This window comes from Streptomyces sp. NPDC002324, assembly GCF_053593335.1.
Map to the genome: position 1 here is coordinate 135,542 of NZ_JBSFCF010000019.1, position 16,114 is coordinate 151,655.

The following is a 16,114-nucleotide window of genomic DNA, read 5'->3' on the forward strand; positions in this document are numbered from 1 at the left end:
TCCCGTTGCCGGGTTCCGTGCCCCCATCCGATCACACTCCGGGCGGTTGGAGCCTCATCTCACCCTGAACACCGGCCCCCGCGCGGTGAACGGCAGACGAGCACCTTGTGGAATCAGATAGGCGTGCTCCCGCCGCACCCGCAGCACGTCGCACCAGCCGTCGGTGATGACGAGGACGGGAGCGCCCGGCGGGAAGTCGTCGGCCCGCTGCAGCAGGTCGATGCCCGGCTGCAGCACGGTGCCGCCGCGCCCGTGCACGCGCACCCGCCCGGCGATCTCGGTGACCGGCAGGAAGCCCGCGTCGTGCGGGGCCGCGTCGCAGAACACGACCCGGGCGGCCGGCACGTCCCGGGCGGCGGCGTACGAGGCGATCGCGCCCAGCGCCTTGCCGAGCAGGGTGCGGTCCATGGAGCCGGAGGTGTCGAGGACGACGCCGAAGGTGCAGCGGGCGATCTCCTCGGGCGGGAAGTACCGTCCCGCGCGCGGGATGTCGGGGGTCGCCGACTGGCGGCGCGAGGGGCGCGCGTAGGTCCGTACGGCCTGCGGGCTGGGCACGAACTCGTCGAACCAGCGCGCGAGTCGCGCGTCCCAGGGCAGCGGCGGATGGCTCAGGGCGCGGATCTCCTCGACCAGTCCGGCGGGCAGGAGGCCGCGCTCCTGCCGCTCGTGCAGGTCGAACCCCCGGGCGAGGCCACGGCGGTAGAACTCGTCGAGGTCCACGTAGTCGCCCGGGGAGCCGAGCGGGCCGCCGAGGATGTCGCCCGCGCCCTTGCCGCGCAGGGTGGACAGCCGGCGCATCCGGCGCAGGTCCCCGACGATCCGGTCGTACACCTCCTCCGCCGACAGACCGGCCAGCTCGGGATCGTGCAGGAGGCCGTCGGGCATGGTGCCGACGTCCATCTCGCGCAGCCAGCCGTTGATGACGTAGTCGGCGGCGATGTTGAACAGGTACGGGTCGCGGGTGCCGCAGCGGTCGCCGTGGCGCAGGGCGGCGTGCAGCATCTCGTGGGCGAGGATGAACCGCCATTCCTCGTCCTCGAACCGCCGGAGCGGGTTGATGTAGATCTCGCCCGCGTCCGCGTCGACGGCCGCGACGGCGATGCCGTGGGCGTGGGCGAGTTCGACGTCGGCGACGATCCGGATGCCGGCCGCGATGCCGCCGAGCAGGGGGTAGGAGGAGATGAACCAGCTCAGCGCCTTCTCCCAGGGCCGCCGCAGGATCGGCTCGTCGTACAGGGACTCGCGGCGGCCGCCGGCCATGTCCATCGCGGCCGACATCGTGCTGGTCAGGGAGTGGGCGAAGGCGAGCTGCCAGTCCGGTGGCGGCGGCCGCCACCTGGGCCGGTTCAGGAGGATCTGGTCGGGTTCGGTGCCGGCCGTACCACAGCGTTCGTACGCCGTGGGGAGCCCGTCGCGGCGCCAGTGGGCGGCGAGTCGCTCCTCGTCGCCGTCCGGGTAGCGGCTGGGCATGTGCACCGGGGGCAGGCCGACGGGGAACGTGAGCAGGAAGCGGTTGACGGCCACACAGCGGGCGGCGACGTCGAAGCGGTCGGGCTGTTCGCGCACGCCCTGGGCCGCCGGGACATGCCCGAAGCCGAGGTGGAGTGCGGCGTGGGCGAGGGCCCAGGCCCAGGTCTCGGGTTCGGCGAGCCGGTCGGGGTGCGCGTGCAGCACGCCCTCGGAGTCGACGCGGACGAGCCCGTCGCGGGGCGCGTGGTCGCACTTCTCCTTGCGGCAGGTGTCGAACCCGACCGCCCGGAGAGCGGAGTTGCCCCGCACCGTCGCGAGCCCGGCCTCGAACGCCTCTGCGGCGAGGTCCCGTCGGGTCTTCCGTGTGCCCTTGCCCTTGCCGCCGGACGCGCTCACCGGCGGGCCTCCACCAGCCGGGGCATGTCCCGGGCCGCCTCGACGAGGAACCAGGCGGGCAGGACGGGGTTGCCGTCGGCGTCGGAGGCGATGACGGTCTGGGCGACCTCGACGGAGATCTCGGCGAGCTGCACCAGCAGCGACTTGGCGCGGTACGCGGTCTGCCGCCCGTTCGCCGACATGTGCTGCTTGCTCGCGGGCAGCTCCTTGATCAGCCTGCCGCGGAAGGAGTCGGCGAGGTAGTAGAGCAGGTCGCGGTCCTCCACGCGGTGGGGCCAGCCGGCCTCGCCCTTGAGGATCGCCTCGATGCCGAACCGGCTGCGCACGATCTTGACGTAGCCGCAGAAGGCGACCGCGTGCGTGGGGGTGAGCGTGCCGTGCGCGAGGACCTTCAGGGTCTCCTCGTCGAGGTCGCGGCCGAAGGAGTGCAGCGCGTCGGAGAGCATGTGCCAGGAGCGGGGCGTGGAGAACGGCTCCTCGGTCTTCGGCGGCTTGGACCACAGGTGGTCCGGGCGGTCGGTGAGGTGGTCCAGGACCCACGGGTGGATGCCGCTCTCCCGCGCCCAGCCGAGCCAGTCCGTCGCGGACGCCCGGAGGTGGACGTGGGTGAGACGGTTGACGAGGGCGGAGGCGATGGGACGGGCGAGCGCGTTGTCGGTGGCCCGGTTGCCGGCGCCGATGACGATCGACCCCTTCGGCAGCTCGTAGGCGCCGATCCGGCGGTCCAGGATCAGTGAGTAGAAGGCTTTCTGCACGTCCGGGGTGGCCGCGTTCAGCTCGTCCAGGAACAGGCAGTACGGCTCGTCGCGGGCGATGGCCTCCGGCGGGCAGAACACCGAGCGCCCGTCCCGGATCTGCGGTACGCCCATCAGGTCCTCCGGCGCCAGCTGGGTGCCCAGAAGGCTCACACACTCCAGGCCCAGCGACTCGGCGAAGGCCCTGACCAGGGAGGACTTGCCGATGCCGGGGGCGCCCCAGACGAAGACGGGGCGGACGGTGGCGAGGCCGAGCAGCAGTTCGGGTATGCGGGAGGGTGTGACGGTGACGGCTGCCTGCAAGGTGTGGGCTCCGGGAGGTGTTCGTGTGGACGCGCGGATGTGCGGCGTCCGGTGCGAACAGTGTGTGTCGACCGTCCTGTGCGGCGCAGCCCATTTTCCTGTGGGCCGGGTGCCTATGCGTCTGCCGGGTTCTGTTCGTCGGCGGGTGCGGGTTCGTCGTGGCCGGTCTCGCCGTTCCCCGCGCCCCTCTGGGGCGCGTCGGCGTGGGCCGCGAGCGGCACCTGGGGGCCGTTCGACTCGCGCAGCCATCGTCTCAGTACCCGGTGGATGTGTTCCGCGCCGACCAGAGGCTCGCCCTCCTCCACCGGTTCCGAGAGGGCCAGCGGGGACATGAGGAAGGGGCGGGACTGGCAGCCGCCGAGGCCGCCGTGGGAGCCGATCTGCTCCTCGAAGGCGAGGACCTCGCCCTCCTCGGGGTCGTACCAGGAGTTGACCATGATGTCGGCGGTGCGCGGGAAGCCGTGGGTGCGGCGTACGGCGTCGGCGGCGCCGGGGCCGAAGTCGGCCAGGGGGCCGGGGTGTTCGTCGCTCAGGTCGCCGATGGGGACCTCCGCGCCGTGGGCGCCGAGCACGACGCCGCCGTGCTCCTCGCTGCGGACGAGGACGAATCCGATGCCGGGGTGGTTGGCGAGGGTGGAGAGCAGGGCGGGGTGGCGGGCGTCGATCTCCTCGCGGCTCATCCGGTGGGGGACGTCCGGGAAGGAGACGAGGCCGAGGTTGCCGGAGGCGAGGACGACCGGCTCGGAGCGGCGCGTGGTCCGGTACTCCTCGACGCGCTCCTCGACGGGGATGCGCAGCGCGGCGCGTACCGCCGTGCGTGCCTCGGCGCCGCTGTGGGTGCGCCGGGCCCGCCGCGGCACGGGCAGGCCGCAGCCGGCCCGGACCAGGTTGCCGAGGGTGAGGCCGTAGCGGCCGAGAAAGGTCTCGCCGGGGCTCTGGCCGTGGTCGGAGAGGAGGACGATCCGGTAGGCGCGCGGGGCGTGTTCGGCGACCTGGGCGATCAGCGCGAGGGAGCGGTCGAGGCGTTCGAGGACCTTCGCGGCGTCGCGGCTGTGCGGGCCGGAGTGGTGGGCTACCTCGTCGTACGCCACGAGGTCCGCGTAGATCGCCGCGCGGCCGGCGAACATGTCCCCGATCACCGCGGAGACGACGACATCGCGTTCGACGACGGTGGCGAAGGCGCGGATGAAGGGGTAGAGGCCGCCGCGCTTGACCCGGGGCCGCTGCTGCGCGAACCGGGCGCGTATGGACTGGCCGGTCTCCCGCAGGACGTCGGCGACGAAGGACATGGCGGTGCGGACGGCGTTGGCCGGGTCGGAGAAGTAGGCGAAGTACCCGGCGCGGGAACGGTTGCGCCGCCCCCGGCGGGCGGCCATCGACAGCACGAGCGCGAGCTGCTCCGCGCCGCCGCTGAAGAGGTTGCCGCGGCTGGCGCCGTCGACGGTGAGCAGACCGCCGTCGCCGGTGCGGTCGATGGCCCGGCGCTGGAGTTCGGCGGCGCCGGAGGGCCGGTTGCAGACCATCACCTCCCGGGTGTCCTTCTCGTACCAGCGGAAGGCGGGCACATCGTGGTTGGTGCCGTGCAGGATGCCCAGCTGGCTGGCGCCGGTCTGGCTGGACCAGTCGGTGCGCCAGGGCGTGAGCCGGTGGGTGGGCCGGGGGCGGGCGGTGCCGACGGCCGGGCGGCCGAGCCAGCCGGCGACGGTCGGCATCAGGCCCTTGTCCATCGCCGCCTCCAGCACGTCGTGGCCGACGCCGTCGAGTTGGAGGAAGACGGTGCCGGGTCCGGCCGGCCCCGGGCCGCCGACGGCGCGCCCGCGGCGGCGGTCGGCCAGCCGGTACAGACGGCGCCGGTAGGCGTCGTCGTCCCGTACGGTGAGGGCGCCGCCGGTGGCGGAGGCGACGGCGGACATCACCGCGGCGACCACCACGGCGGTCTCGGGGGCGGCCTCCCCCTGGCCGGAGGGGTTGATCCGCAGGGCGAGCAGGAGCAGCGAGCCGTTCAGGAAGAAGACGAGCAGGCCGAGGACGAGCGCCGGCACCAGCAGCAGCGCCCGCACGAGCAGCGGCCACACGAGGGCGGAGAGCAGACCGAACGCGCCGGCGCCGAAGGCCGCGGTGACGGCGATCCGGGTGGCGCTCTCACCGCTCTCGGACTGGAGCCGGAAGTCGGGGAGCGCGCCCGCGAGCACGAGCATCGTCAGGGTGGACACCGCCCACACGGCGAGCATCCGCCAGACGCCGCTCAGCACTCTTCGCCATCGACCACCGCCCACGTTCTGGCCACCTTTACCCGTCCCGGTCCTGGGCCCAGCCTGTCACAGGGGTCGGGGGCGCCGGGGTGGCGTTCCGGGGTGGCACGGAGGCAGGGGCGGGGTGCGGTCCGGCGCCCCCGGGGTACGGGCACTCCCGGGGTACGGGCCCTCCCGGGGTACGAGAACTCCCGGAGTACGGGCACTCCCGCTCAGCGGCCGTCGTACCCCGCTGTCGGCATGGACAGACGGCGGTGGACCCGGGCCTTCATCTGGGCGTCGTAGGCGGGTTCGGCGCGGCCCACCGTCTCGACGCGGATGCCGCGGCGGGCGCACTCGGCGGTGAAGTCGTCGACGGAGGCGAGGGCGCGTTCGAGGACGCGGCGGCTGGGGGCGACGAAGAGGTCGACGAGGCCGGCGTCGACATCGGCCCACAGGGCGCAGTGGTCGGGGCGCAGTGCGCGGACGAGCAGTTCGCGGGTCACCACATAGCCGCGCTCGGCGGCCCAGCGGGCGCACATGGCGTGCTGGCTGCGGGAGTCGACCAGGAAGGGATCGGCCTCCAGCTCCTCCAGGGGCGTGAGGCTCGCTATGGCCGCGACCCGCACCACGGTCCCGCGTCCCGCCGGCCCGCCGCGCCCGCGCACCGCCTCCTGGCAGGCCACGCCGGAGGCGCCGCTCGCGGCTCCCTCGTCTCCCATGGTGTCCCCCTCACCCTCCGGGTCCCGGAGCCCCTCCGGCGGAACGAGCCGCGGACACGGGCCCGGCACGCCTGTCCCCCCGGCATGATCCGCCGGACAGGCCCAGGCCGCAGACCCTACTCCAGCCCGTAGGCTCGGGGGAGTAGCGCGAAGGAGGCGAACGGAGTGCCGGTGGAGATCACCTGGTGGGGCCATGCGACCTGCACCGTGGAGGACTCGGGCACGAGAGTGCTGACGGACCCCCTGTTCGCGCGCCGGCTCGCGCATCTGCGCAGGCGCCGGGGTGCGCCTCCCCCGGCGGAGGCGGCGGTCGCGGACGTCGCGCTGGTGTCGCATCTGCACGCCGACCATCTGCACGTTCCCTCACTGGCCCGACTCGCCCCGGGGACACGGCTGGTGCTGCCGAAGGGCGCGTCGCGCCAGGTTCCGGGGCTGCGCAGGCTGACGCATCTGCGCCTCAGCGAGGTGGCGGCCGGGGACGAGTTGAGCATTCGTGACCTGGTCGTCCGTGCCGTGCCCGCCCTGCACGACGGACGGCGGCTGCCGGTCGGGCCGCACCGCTCGCCGGCGCTCGGCTTCGTCATCGAGGGCGACGCGCGGACGTACTTCGCCGGGGACACCGGGCTGTTCCGGGAGATGGCCGACGAGGTCGGGCCGGTCGACGTGGCGCTGTTGCCGGTCGGCGGCTGGGGACCGCATCTCGGCGAGGGTCATCTGGACGCGGGGCGCGCGGCGGAGGCGCTTGCGCTGCTCGCGCCCCGGAGCGCGGTTCCCGTGCACTACGGCACGTACTGGCCGATCGGGATGGACGCCGTGCGCCCCCATGAATTCCATGCCCCCGGTGAGGAGTTCGTCCGCCTTGCCGCGGCACGCGCTCCCGGGGTGGAGGTGCACCGGCTGGAACACGGGGAAAGCGTTCGACCGGGGGTGGCGCGATGAGACACCGGCCGACGGAGGCCGCACGGCTCGTGGAGGAGGCACGGTGATCTTCCTGGCCGCCGTGAGCACCCCCGTGCCGTACGCGTCCACCCAGCAGGCGATCGGCTACCCGACGCTGTTCCTGCTGGTGCTGGTCGGAGCGCTGGTGCCGGTGGTGCCGACCGGGGCGCTGGTCAGTTCGGCGGCGGTGGTGGCGTTCCATCAGTCGGCGCCCTTCTCCATGCTGCTGGTGTTCGTGGTGGCGTCGGTCGCCGCGTTCCTCGGGGACATCGCGCTGTACTGGCTGGGGCGGCGCGGGATGGGCTCCAAGAACGGCTCGCGCTGGCTGGAGGCGATCCGCCGCCGGGCGCCCGAGGACCGGCTGACGCAGGCGCAGGCCAAGCTCGACGACCACGGGGTGGCCGTGCTGGTGCTGTCCCGGCTGATGCCGGCCGGGCGCATCCCGGTGATGCTGGCCTGTCTGCTGGCGAAGATGCCGCTGCGGCGGTTCGCGCGGGGGAACCTGCCGGCGTGCCTGGCGTGGGCCGTGACCTACCAGTTGATCGGCGTTCTGGGTGGGTCGCTGTTCAAGGAGCCGTGGGAAGGGGTGCTGGCGGCGGTCGTGCTGACCCTGCTGCTCAGCGTGGTGCCGGGAGTGTGGCGGCGGCTGGTCCGCTGAGGACCGCGGTTCCCCGCGCTCCCGGAGGAGGCTTCACCCCTCCGGGAGCGCGGGGGTGCCCCGGCCGGGTCAGCCGAGCACCCGGGAGGCTCCGATCGGCAGGTCCCACAGGTCCTCCCGGGGGAGGCCCGCCGCCCGCCATGCCGCCCGCACCCGCGTCAGGGGTTCCAGGACCGGTTCCGCCGACAGGACGAACGTGGCCCAGTGCATCGGGGCCATGCGACGGGCGCCGAGGTCCTGGAAGGCGCGGACCGCTTCCTCCGGGTCGCAGTGGACGTCGCTGAGCCACCAGCGGGGGTCGTAGGCGCCGATCGGCAGCAGGGCGAGGTCGATGCCGGGATAGCGGCGGCCGATGAGGGAGAACCAGTGGCCGTAACCGGTGTCGCCGGCGAAGTACAGACGCCTGCCGTCCGGCGCGGTGAGGACCCAGCCGCCCCACAGCGAGCGGCACGTGTCGGTGAGGGTGCGCTTGGACCAGTGGTGGGCCGGTACGAAGTCGAAGCGGACGCCGTCCAGTTCGGCCGCCTCCCACCAGTCCAGCTCGGTGACCCGGCCGAACCCGCGCCGCCGGAACCAGCGGCCGAGCCCGGCGGGCACGAAGACCGGTGTGTCGCGCGGAAGTCGCGCCAGGGTGGGGGCGTCGAGGTGGTCGTAGTGGTTGTGGCTGATGACGACCGCGTCCACCCGGGGCAGCGCGTCCCAGCCGAGCCCGACGGGGGTGATCCGGGCCGGGGTGCCGAGGATGCGACGGGACCAGACGGGGTCGGTGAGGACGGTGAGTCCGCCGATCCGCACCACCCAACTCGCGTGCCCCGCCCAGGAGACGGCGACGGTACGCGCGTCCACCCGGGGCAACGGGCCGGGCCGGTACGGCAGTCGCGGGATGTCCGCGAGCCCGTCGGGCCCCGGCCGGACCGAGCCTTCGCGGGCGAACCGGGCGAGGGCCTTCAGGCCGGGCAGAGGCGTGGTCAGCCGGTCGGCGAAGGAACGGGGCCAGCGGCGCCGCTCACCGAGCGGGCGGGGCTCGGCGAGCGGCGGGGGTGCCAGGGGGTGGGGCGGGAGCGGGTTCGGCGCGAGGGGGTGGGCGAAGGTCCGCTCGGAAAGGGCCCTGGGCCCCGGACCGCCGGTGTCCTCGGCGGTGGTCGTGAAGGTCGTGAAGGAGGAGGCGGAGGAGGTCGTGGCGGAGGTGGTCGACTCGGACTGCTGCGTCATCGAGGATGCTCCCGTCGCTGAGCGTCGTCACGAAGAATCGTCGTCGCTGAAGGTCACTGGGGGTGGAGGTCGCCAAGAGGCGGAGAGGGGCCCGGGGTTGCCGGCATCGCGGGGGTCGCCTGCGCCGCCGGGGTGGCACGAGCCGCCCTGGTCGCCCACTTCGCCGAGGCTGTCCGCATCGCCGGGACCGTCGTCGTCAGGGGTCGTGGGGCAAGGTCCTCGAAGGCCGGCCGCCGGAGCGCGTACGCCCCCGGGTCCTCGTCATCGAAGACCCTCGAAACCCGCTCCGAAGAGTGTCAACGCCCGTTGCACGTGCGGTAGTTCCAGCGGGTCGGCCGCGTCGAGGACCTGCGCGCGCTCCGCGTCCGTGGCGCCGAGGAACGCGGCGGTGGACAGCCGGACGCGCAGTGCCCCGAGGTCGTCCCCGAACCGGTGGCCGCCGGGCGCGGGCATGGCGAGCCGGGCGCCGAGGAAGTCCTCCGCCTCCTGGGCGTCACCGACCCCGTGCGCGGCGAGGGACGAGCGCAGGGGGGCGAGGTCGGCGTACAGATGCCGTCCGGCGCGCGGCGGCAGGGCGAGCGCTCCGGCGGCCACCACGGCCCGGTGCGCGGCGGTGGCGAGGCGCGCGTGCAGGCGTACGGCGGCGGCGAGCCGTTCGGTGACGGGGTCCGGCTCGTCGAGGGCGTACGCGGCGGCCGCGGCGACCGGGGTGGCGACCCGGGCGCCCATCGCGGTGAGCACGTCGAGGACCCGGTCGCGCAGCCCCGTACCGCCCCCGTTCGCGGGGAACCGGGCGATCGCGGCCGGCCAGCCCGGCGGCAGGAAGGGTCCGGCGAGGTCGGTGACGACGGTGACCCGGTCGGGCAGCATCTCGGCGGGGCTGAGGAGCACCGTGTCGTGCGGATCGTGCACGGTGTCGCGCCAGGTCTCGTCGCTGACCAGGTGCAACCCCTCCCCCACCGCCGCCTCCATGGTCTCGTGCACCAGTTCGGGAGGGGCCACGGTGGCGGTCGGGTCGTCGGCGACGCACAGCACGAGCAGCCGGGGGTCGCCGCCCTCGGCCCGGATCCTGCGCACGGTCTCCAGCAGCGCGTACGGGTCCGGCACGCCTCCGCACTCGGCGGGTGTGGCCACCGGGAAGACGGACCTGCCCAGCGCCCGTGCCTGCGGTTCCCACCAGGCGGCGCACGGGCGGGGGAGCAGGACGTCCCCGCCGATCGCGGCGGTCAGCGCGAGGAGCAGGGCGGGGGCCCCGGGGGCGGCGGCGGCCCTGTCCGGTGCGGTGCGCAGTCCACGGCGGTCCCAGTAGCCGCAGGCGGCGTCCAGGAGGGCAGGATCACCACCGATCGGTACGGCGTGGGGGCGGCTCGCGGCGGCGGAGAGCACGGCGGCCAGTTCGGGCAGCACGGGCAGGCCCTGGGCGGGGAGGGGCGGGCCGTAGCGGACCGGGCCGTGCCCTTCCGGATCCGTCCCCCGCATGGGTGCCTCCGCGCAGTCGTGGTGCGTCGTGCCGCAAGTGCTCGCCGTCGCGCCGGGGCGGCGCCGTACGCGCCCTCGGCCTGTCAGTACCCAGGCTCGCGCGCCCCAAGGGCGCCCGCATGCGTTGCGCCGGTCACAGCGGCGGCGTCCCCCGGTCCCGGCGGCGCAGTCGGTGGGCGGCCGCGCCCAGCGCCCCCACGATGAGCAGGCCTCCCGCGACCATGGCCGGGACGGAGTCGGTGAAGGCACCGCCGCCGCCCGCGTGGACGCCCCGCTGGACCGGGGCGGTCGGGTGGCCGGTGTGGTGGGTGGGCCGGTGGGACGGCGGATGTGTCGGGTCCTTCGTCGGCTGGTGCGTCGGCGGATGGCTGGGGTACCGCTCGATGTCGTGGAGCTGGGCATCGCCGGCCGGAGCGACGTCGAAGGTGGCGCTCCACTGCTTGCCCTCGCCGCCCGGGGCCGCCGGGCAGAGGCCGTCCACACCCCACTCGGTGGCGGAGTTCGCCGCGTCGGCACCGGTCTCGAAGTCCGCGGCCGGCGCGATCTTGGCGGTGCCCTGGTAGGAGGGGCCGCCCGCGGAGTCGTCGTTGCCGGGGAGGCGCTGCAGCGTGACGGTGCCCTGTTCGAAGGCCTGGGAGCTGGCGTCGATTGTCTCGGGGGAGGGGCCGCCGGTCGGGTCGCAGGAGACGGAGAAGGTGAGCGTGCCGCCCGGTGCGACGGAGTGGGGGTTCACCTCGGCCGCCGGATCCGCGTGGGAGGGCGGGGCCGCTGTGCCCAGGACGGCACCGATCAGGGCGGTGGTGGACAGGACGCGGGCTCTGCGGCGCATGGGCGGGGCTCCTTCGGCCGGCTCCGGCGGGCGGGGCACGACGGCCGTGCCCCGCGTCCATCAGAGCGCCGGGCCCGGCGCGGCGCGCGCGGCCGGGCACCATTCGCGGGAAACGGGGCCGCCGAGCGGGTGACGGTGCGCTCCACGGGGGTCCGGCCGCGATGCGCCGCCGGTGCGCCGGCTCCGTACCGGAGCGCCGACCCGTCGGGGAGCCGCCCGCGCCCGCGCGGCCGGGAACGTCACCCGGGCAGGGCCGCTCCACCGCGGCCGCGCGAGGCCGCTCCGCCGCTCTGCGGATCCCCCGCCGCGGCACACGCTCCGCGTGGGCGCACCAGGAGGGCGGCCGGCCGCGAATCGGCCGACCGCCCACGCAGGCCCCCACGTCCCGCCGCGTCAGGCGATGTCATGCATCACCTGGTCGCGCACCCGGTCGCAGCACCTGCTGATCAACCGGGACACATGCATCTGCGAGATCCCCAGCTGTTCGGCGATCCGGCTCTGCGTCATGTCCCCGAAGAACCGCATGTACAGAATGGCCCGTTCCCGCTCCGGCAGCGCGGCCAGCCGCGGCTTCACGGCCTCCCTGTCCACCACGGTGTCCAGCGCGGGGTCGGCAGCCCCCAGCGCGTCACTGAGGGAGTAGCCGTCCTCGCTCCCCGGCAGCTCAGCGTCCAGCGACAGCGCCGTGAAGCTCTCCAGGGCTTCGAGGCCGACCAGGACGTCCTCCTCGCTCATGTTCGCGTGCTGGGCGATCTCGGCGACGGTGGGCCGTCGTCCGGAGATCGTCTGGGACAGGTCCTGGGTGGCGAACCGCACGCGGTTGCGCAGGTCCTGGACCCGGCGCGGCACGTGCAGGGTCCACATGTGGTCCCGGAAGTGCCGCTTGATCTCACCGGTGATGGTGGGTACGGCATAGCTCTCGAAGGCGTTACCGAGCTCGGGGTCGTAGCGGTCGACGGCCTTGACCAGGCCGAGCGACGCGACCTGCCGGAGGTCCTCGTAGCTCTCGCCGCGGCTGCGGAACCGTCCCGCGAGCCGTTCGGCCATGGGGAGCCACGCCTCGATGATCCGGTCGCGCAGCGTGTCCCGCTGCTGACCGGGAGGAAGCGCGGCAAGGGTGCGGAAGGCTTCCGCCGTGTCGGGGGCGTCGTCGTGGGGGTGGTGCCTCGCCTGGGTACGCATGGTGCGTCGCAACTCCCTGGATGGTGCTTCTGGGATGGACGGTCACCGTGGGGGGCGCGGACGTGACAGGAAATGACACACCCGTGAGGGGAATCGCCTCTTCCACGGACGTGCCTCCTGTCCGAAGCACTGTTATGCGCCTGCCCCGGATCATGCCGAGCAAACACATTCGAAGTTTTTCATTCCGCCGGCGGGTGACTCGCCCGGGAGATCACACTCCGGGAGGTTCCAGTATGAGCACCACGGTCGCCGATCACATCTTGCGCAGGCTGAGGGACTGGGGAGTCGAACAGGTATTCGGCTACCCGGGCGACGGCATCAACGGGCTGCTCGCGGCCTGGGGGCGGGCCGAGGACCGGCCCCGGTTCATCCAGTCGCGGCACGAGGAGATGTCCGCCTTCCAGGCGGTCGGCTACGCGAAGTTCTCCGGCCGGCTCGGCGTGTGCGCGGCCACCTCGGGCCCCGGCGCGATCCACCTGCTCAACGGCCTGTACGACGCCAAACTGGACCATGTGCCGGTGGTCGCGATCGTCGGCCAGACGCACCGCAGCGCGATGGGCGGCTCGTACCAGCAGGAGGTCGACCTGCACACCCTGTTCAAGGACGTGGCCTCGGACTTCGTCGAGACGGTGACCGTACCCGAGCAGCTGCCGAACGTCCTCGACCGGGCGATCCGCACCGCGTACGCCCGCCGCGCGCCGACGGCCGTCATCATCCCCGGTGACGTGCAGGAACTGGAGTACTCGCCGCCGACCCACGAGTTCAAGATGGTCCCCTCCAGCCTGGATCGCGGTTCCTGGACGGCGGTGCCCTCCAGGGAGTCGGTCGAGCGGGCCGCCGGGATCCTGAACGCCGGGGACAAGGTCGCGATCCTCATCGGGCAGGGCGCCGCCGGGGCCCGCGCCGAGGTCGCGCGGCTCGCCGAGCTGCTCGGTGCGGGCGTCGCCAAGGCGCTCCTCGGCAAGGACGCGCTGAGCGACGAACTGCCGTACGTCACCGGCTCGATCGGCCTGCTGGGCACCCGCCCCTCGTACGAGCTGATGCGCGACTGCGACACGCTGCTGACCATCGGCTCGTCGTTCCCGTACTCCCAGTTCCTGCCGGACTTCGGCAAGGCGCGGGCCGTCCAGATCGACATCGACCCGCACATGGTCGGGATGCGCTACCCGTACGAGGTGAATCTGATCGGGGACGCGAAGGCGACGCTGGAGCAGCTGATCCCGCTGATCGATCCGGAGCGCGGTCGCGAGTGGTACGACGAGGTGTGCGCGGGCGTGGCGCGCTGGCGCGAGGTGACGGCGCGCCGGGCGGAGCTGTCCGCCGACCCCATCAACCCGGAGCTGGTGGCCCATGCCCTCGACGCGCTGCTGCCGGCCGACGCGATCATCTCCTCGGACTCCGGTTCGACCGCGAACTGGTACGCCCGGCACATCACGATGCGGGACGGCATGCGCGGTTCGCTGTCGGGCACGCTGGCGACGATGGGCTGCGGGGTGCCGTACGCGATCGGCGCGAAGTTCGCGCACCCGGACCGTCCGGCGATCGCCCTGGTCGGAGACGGCGCGATGCAGATGAACGGCATGGCGGAGCTGATCACGGCGGCCAAGTACCAGGACCGCTGGGAGGATCCGCGGCTGGTGGTGGGCGTCTGGAACAACCACGACCTGAACCAGGTGACGTGGGAGCTGCGGGCGATGGGCGGGGAGCCGTCCTTCCTGCCCTCGCAGGAGCTGCCGGACGTCCAGTACGCCGCCTTCGCGCGTTCCCTGGGGCTGACCGGCATCCGGGTGGAGAAGCCCGAGGACGTCGAGGCGGGCTGGCGCGCGGCCCTGGCGGCGGACGGCCCGGCGGTCGTCGAGTTCGTCACCGACCCCGCGGTGCCGCCGATCCCGCCGCACGCCACCTGGGAGCAGATGGAGGCCACGGCCGCCTCGATCCTCAAGGGCGACGCCGACCGGGCGTCCATGGTCAAGCAGGGCTTCAAGGCGAAGCTGCAGGAGTTCCTGCCCGGCCATCAGGCGAAGGACAGGGGCGGCAAGGAGGATTGAGCGGTCCGTGAGCCGTGCCCGGTGGCCCTGGACACCGGGCGCCGTTCGCGTCGCCGTTCAGCGGACCGGCACGGCCTGTTCCGGCCGGTCGGCCCGCTCGACGGGTGGCAGCACCAGCTCCTCGTAGCGGCCCAGCGCCAGCACGACGCCGAGCATCAGCAGCGGAATGATCACAGCGACAGCCGCCATGGGTCCGGTCCTTCCCCGGGAAATATGCCGTGGGGGGCGTCGGGCCGGGTCTCCGCCGCGCGGACGGGCAAACCCCGGCGCCGCGCGGAACCGGACGCAATGCGTCCGTGTCGCCCCGGGGTGTTCGGGTACGCGAGGGCCACCGACGATCCAAGGGGAGTCATGCAGCGAGGCAGCAACAGGCTGAGCGCCCACCGCGACGACGAGATGAAGCAGGAACTCCAGGGGCTGCTCCGTTCGGGGCATCCCACCCGGACGGAGGAGTGGCACGACCCCGAGCCCTACGCCGAGGACGACCCGGAGGTCGCGTACGGGCCGGTGACGCCCAGCCGGGCGCCCACACGGGTGGCGGCGCTGCAACTGGAGCTGGCCCGGGTCCTGGGCCGTACGTCCTTCCCGGCGGGGCCCGCCGAGCTGATCGGGGTCCTGCGCGGCCGGCACGCCCCGGACGCGCTCGTGGAGCCCCTGGAGCGGCTGCCGCGGGACGCGCGCTACGAGTCGGTGCACCGGCTCGCGCAGGCGGTGGTCGACGCCGGGGAGGAGCCCGGGGCCGAGACCGGGGGCGAGAGCGGGGGCGATGCGGCGCGGCCCTCGGCCGAGGGCACGGAATCCGCACACGAGCGGGACACATAGGCCCCTTGCTCACGGGTACTGCGGGCAAGGTCACGCCGGTGTGTGCGTGGGCCCCGCAGTCGGGGCGGAGCGACGAGAGGCCCGGAGGGCCCATGGCCGAGTTCGTGAGGGACGTCATGACGGCAGGGGTGGTGGCGGTCCGCCCGGCCGCCTCGCTCGTCGAGGCGGCGCGGCTGATGCGGGCCAAGGACGTCGGGGACGTTCTGGTCGCGGCGCACGGGCAGGTCGTGGGGGTCCTGACCGACCGCGACATCACCCTGCGCGCGGTCGCGGCCGGCGCGGACCCGCTGACGGTGAGCGCCCAGGCCGTCTGCACCCCGAACCCGGTCGTGGTCGGCCCGGACGAGGCGGTGTCCGCCGCCGAGGAGCTGATGCGCGAGCACGCGATACGCCGGCTTCCCGTCGTGGAGGACGGGCACCCGGTGGGCATGGTCAGCCTCGGCGACCTGGCCGTCTCCCGGCAACCGGAGTCGGCACTCGCCCACATCAGCCGCGCGGAGCCGGACACCCGGCCGGGCTCCACCCCGACCTGAGCGGCCGGCCCGAGCCCGGTTCACGGCCCCGGCGGGCGCTCGGGGCTCCGCCCCGGGGCCCGACCCGAACGGACAGCGAGGCAGGGAGACCATGGACGACGACAGTGTGATCACGGACCGACGACCCGACCACTCCCGCACCCCCGTCCTGGAGGCCCTGGAGCGCTACCGGCGCTCCGGCCGGCACCCGTTCTCGCCGCCCGGCCACAAGGGCGGTCCGGGAGTGGACGCGCGGGTCGCCCTGACGCTCGGCCCCGATGTGTTCGCCTCGGACGTGCTCGCCCTGAACGGGCTGGACGACCGGCGGATGTCGGGCCGGGTCCTGGAGCGGGCCGAGGAGCTGATGGCGGACGCGGTGGACGCGGACCGGGCGGCGGTTACGCGGCCGTGGAACGGCTGCGGGAGCACCACCGGGTCGATCTCGGTCTCGGCTGCATGTACGTGCCGGACCCCTCGGACCCGCAGCTGCGCACCCTGCGGGTGGTGGCCCGATGAACGACGGACGCGCGTGCACCACGAACCCACCTGAACCACG

Annotated in this window: 15 protein-coding genes; 6 read left to right on the forward strand and 9 right to left on the reverse strand. The window is 74.0% G+C overall.

Annotated features, from left to right (window positions below; all coding sequences use genetic code 11):
• Positions 1-54 precede the first annotated feature (54 nt).
• The 4 genes from ACWCRJ_RS24440 to ACWCRJ_RS24455 all read right to left on the reverse strand — a co-directional run bounded on the left by ACWCRJ_RS24440 (position 55) and on the right by ACWCRJ_RS24455 (position 5,877).
• Entirely contained in the window at positions 55-1,866 is a 1,812-nt protein-coding gene (locus ACWCRJ_RS24440) for a vWA domain-containing protein (RefSeq protein WP_450941277.1), read from the reverse strand.
• The gene (locus ACWCRJ_RS24445; RefSeq protein WP_028796622.1) at positions 1,863-2,924 is read right to left on the reverse strand and encodes an ATP-binding protein; all 1,062 of its coding nucleotides are present in this window, start codon (positions 2,922-2,924) and stop codon (positions 1,863-1,865) included. The genes ACWCRJ_RS24440 and ACWCRJ_RS24445 overlap by 4 nt, the downstream gene beginning before the upstream one ends.
• Before the next feature lie 113 nt (positions 2,925-3,037).
• Positions 3,038-5,155 carry an alkaline phosphatase family protein gene (locus tag ACWCRJ_RS24450; protein WP_450941309.1) on the reverse strand — a complete coding sequence of 706 codons (2,118 nt, stop codon included), beginning with the start codon at positions 5,153-5,155 and terminating at the stop codon, positions 3,038-3,040.
• Positions 5,156-5,388: 233 nt separating this feature from the next.
• The gene (locus ACWCRJ_RS24455) at positions 5,389-5,877 is read right to left on the reverse strand and encodes a hypothetical protein (protein ID WP_450941278.1); all 489 of its coding nucleotides are present in this window, start codon (positions 5,875-5,877) and stop codon (positions 5,389-5,391) included.
• Positions 5,878-6,042: 165 nt separating this feature from the next.
• Between ACWCRJ_RS24455 and ACWCRJ_RS24460 the strand changes: the two genes are divergently transcribed.
• Both ACWCRJ_RS24460 and ACWCRJ_RS24465 read left to right on the forward strand, forming a co-directional pair.
• A complete protein-coding gene (locus ACWCRJ_RS24460; RefSeq protein WP_450941279.1) occupies positions 6,043-6,816 on the forward strand; it encodes an MBL fold metallo-hydrolase in 774 nt (257 codons plus the stop codon).
• A gap of 43 nt (positions 6,817-6,859) precedes the next feature.
• On the forward strand, positions 6,860-7,474 hold the full coding sequence (locus tag ACWCRJ_RS24465; protein WP_450941280.1) for a DedA family protein: 615 nt from the start codon (positions 6,860-6,862) through the stop codon (positions 7,472-7,474).
• A gap of 69 nt (positions 7,475-7,543) precedes the next feature.
• Here the strand turns inward: ACWCRJ_RS24465 and ACWCRJ_RS24470 are convergent, their stop codons facing one another.
• The 4 genes from ACWCRJ_RS24470 to ACWCRJ_RS24485 form a co-directional block, all read right to left on the reverse strand.
• Positions 7,544-8,686, reverse strand: coding sequence for an MBL fold metallo-hydrolase (locus ACWCRJ_RS24470; protein WP_450941281.1), 1,143 nt, complete (start codon positions 8,684-8,686; stop codon positions 7,544-7,546).
• A 261-nt stretch (positions 8,687-8,947) separates the two neighbouring features.
• Positions 8,948-10,165 carry an aminotransferase class I/II-fold pyridoxal phosphate-dependent enzyme gene (locus ACWCRJ_RS24475; protein WP_450941282.1) on the reverse strand — a complete coding sequence of 406 codons (1,218 nt, stop codon included), beginning with the start codon at positions 10,163-10,165 and terminating at the stop codon, positions 8,948-8,950.
• Positions 10,166-10,298: 133 nt separating this feature from the next.
• The gene (locus tag ACWCRJ_RS24480; RefSeq protein WP_450941283.1) at positions 10,299-10,994 is read right to left on the reverse strand and encodes a hypothetical protein; all 696 of its coding nucleotides are present in this window, start codon (positions 10,992-10,994) and stop codon (positions 10,299-10,301) included.
• A 393-nt stretch (positions 10,995-11,387) separates the two neighbouring features.
• A complete protein-coding gene (locus ACWCRJ_RS24485; RefSeq protein ID WP_450941284.1) occupies positions 11,388-12,176 on the reverse strand; it encodes an RNA polymerase sigma factor SigF in 789 nt (262 codons plus the stop codon).
• A 233-nt stretch (positions 12,177-12,409) separates the two neighbouring features.
• Here ACWCRJ_RS24485 and ACWCRJ_RS24490 point away from each other — a divergent pair, with 233 nt between their 5' ends.
• Complete coding sequence (locus ACWCRJ_RS24490) at positions 12,410-14,224, forward strand: thiamine pyrophosphate-requiring protein (RefSeq protein ID WP_450941285.1); 1,815 nt, start codon at positions 12,410-12,412, stop codon at positions 14,222-14,224.
• A 57-nt stretch (positions 14,225-14,281) separates the two neighbouring features.
• Here the strand turns inward: ACWCRJ_RS24490 and ACWCRJ_RS24495 are convergent, their stop codons facing one another.
• Positions 14,282-14,413: a hypothetical protein gene (locus ACWCRJ_RS24495; protein WP_450941286.1), complete on the reverse strand. Its 132-nt coding sequence runs from the start codon at positions 14,411-14,413 to the stop codon at positions 14,282-14,284.
• A 162-nt stretch (positions 14,414-14,575) separates the two neighbouring features.
• Between ACWCRJ_RS24495 and ACWCRJ_RS24500 the strand changes: the two genes are divergently transcribed.
• The 3 genes from ACWCRJ_RS24500 (at position 14,576) to ACWCRJ_RS24510 (ending at position 16,108) form a co-directional block, all read left to right on the forward strand.
• Positions 14,576-15,046, forward strand: a complete 471-nt coding sequence (locus ACWCRJ_RS24500) for a DUF2795 domain-containing protein (protein ID WP_450941287.1) — start codon at positions 14,576-14,578, stop codon at positions 15,044-15,046.
• A gap of 92 nt (positions 15,047-15,138) precedes the next feature.
• Positions 15,139-15,579: a CBS domain-containing protein gene (locus tag ACWCRJ_RS24505; RefSeq protein WP_450941288.1), complete on the forward strand. Its 441-nt coding sequence runs from the start codon at positions 15,139-15,141 to the stop codon at positions 15,577-15,579.
• Positions 15,580-15,670: 91 nt separating this feature from the next.
• Positions 15,671-16,108 carry a hypothetical protein gene (locus ACWCRJ_RS24510; protein WP_450941289.1) on the forward strand — a complete coding sequence of 146 codons (438 nt, stop codon included), beginning with the start codon at positions 15,671-15,673 and terminating at the stop codon, positions 16,106-16,108.
• Positions 16,109-16,114: the final 6 nt, after the last annotated feature.

Coding starts and splice junctions, on each gene's coding strand:
- ACWCRJ_RS24450 (WP_450941309.1), bottom strand. CDS start 5,155: ATGCTCGCCGTGTGGGCGGTGTCCACCCTGACGATGCTCGTGCTCGCG.
- ACWCRJ_RS24455 (WP_450941278.1), bottom strand. CDS start 5,877: ATGGGAGACGAGGGAGCCGCGAGCGGCGCCTCCGGCGTGGCCTGCCAG.
- ACWCRJ_RS24470 (WP_450941281.1), bottom strand. CDS start 8,686: ATGACGCAGCAGTCCGAGTCGACCACCTCCGCCACGACCTCCTCCGCC.
- ACWCRJ_RS24475 (WP_450941282.1), bottom strand. CDS start 10,165: ATGCGGGGGACGGATCCGGAAGGGCACGGCCCGGTCCGCTACGGCCCG.
- ACWCRJ_RS24480 (WP_450941283.1), bottom strand. CDS start 10,994: ATGCGCCGCAGAGCCCGCGTCCTGTCCACCACCGCCCTGATCGGTGCC.
- ACWCRJ_RS24485 (WP_450941284.1), bottom strand. CDS start 12,176: ATGCGTACCCAGGCGAGGCACCACCCCCACGACGACGCCCCCGACACG.
- ACWCRJ_RS24490 (WP_450941285.1), top strand. CDS start 12,410: ATGAGCACCACGGTCGCCGATCACATCTTGCGCAGGCTGAGGGACTGG.
- ACWCRJ_RS24495 (WP_450941286.1), bottom strand. CDS start 14,413: ATGGCGGCTGTCGCTGTGATCATTCCGCTGCTGATGCTCGGCGTCGTG.
- ACWCRJ_RS24500 (WP_450941287.1), top strand. CDS start 14,576: ATGCAGCGAGGCAGCAACAGGCTGAGCGCCCACCGCGACGACGAGATG.
- ACWCRJ_RS24505 (WP_450941288.1), top strand. CDS start 15,139: ATGGCCGAGTTCGTGAGGGACGTCATGACGGCAGGGGTGGTGGCGGTC.
- ACWCRJ_RS24510 (WP_450941289.1), top strand. CDS start 15,671: ATGGACGACGACAGTGTGATCACGGACCGACGACCCGACCACTCCCGC.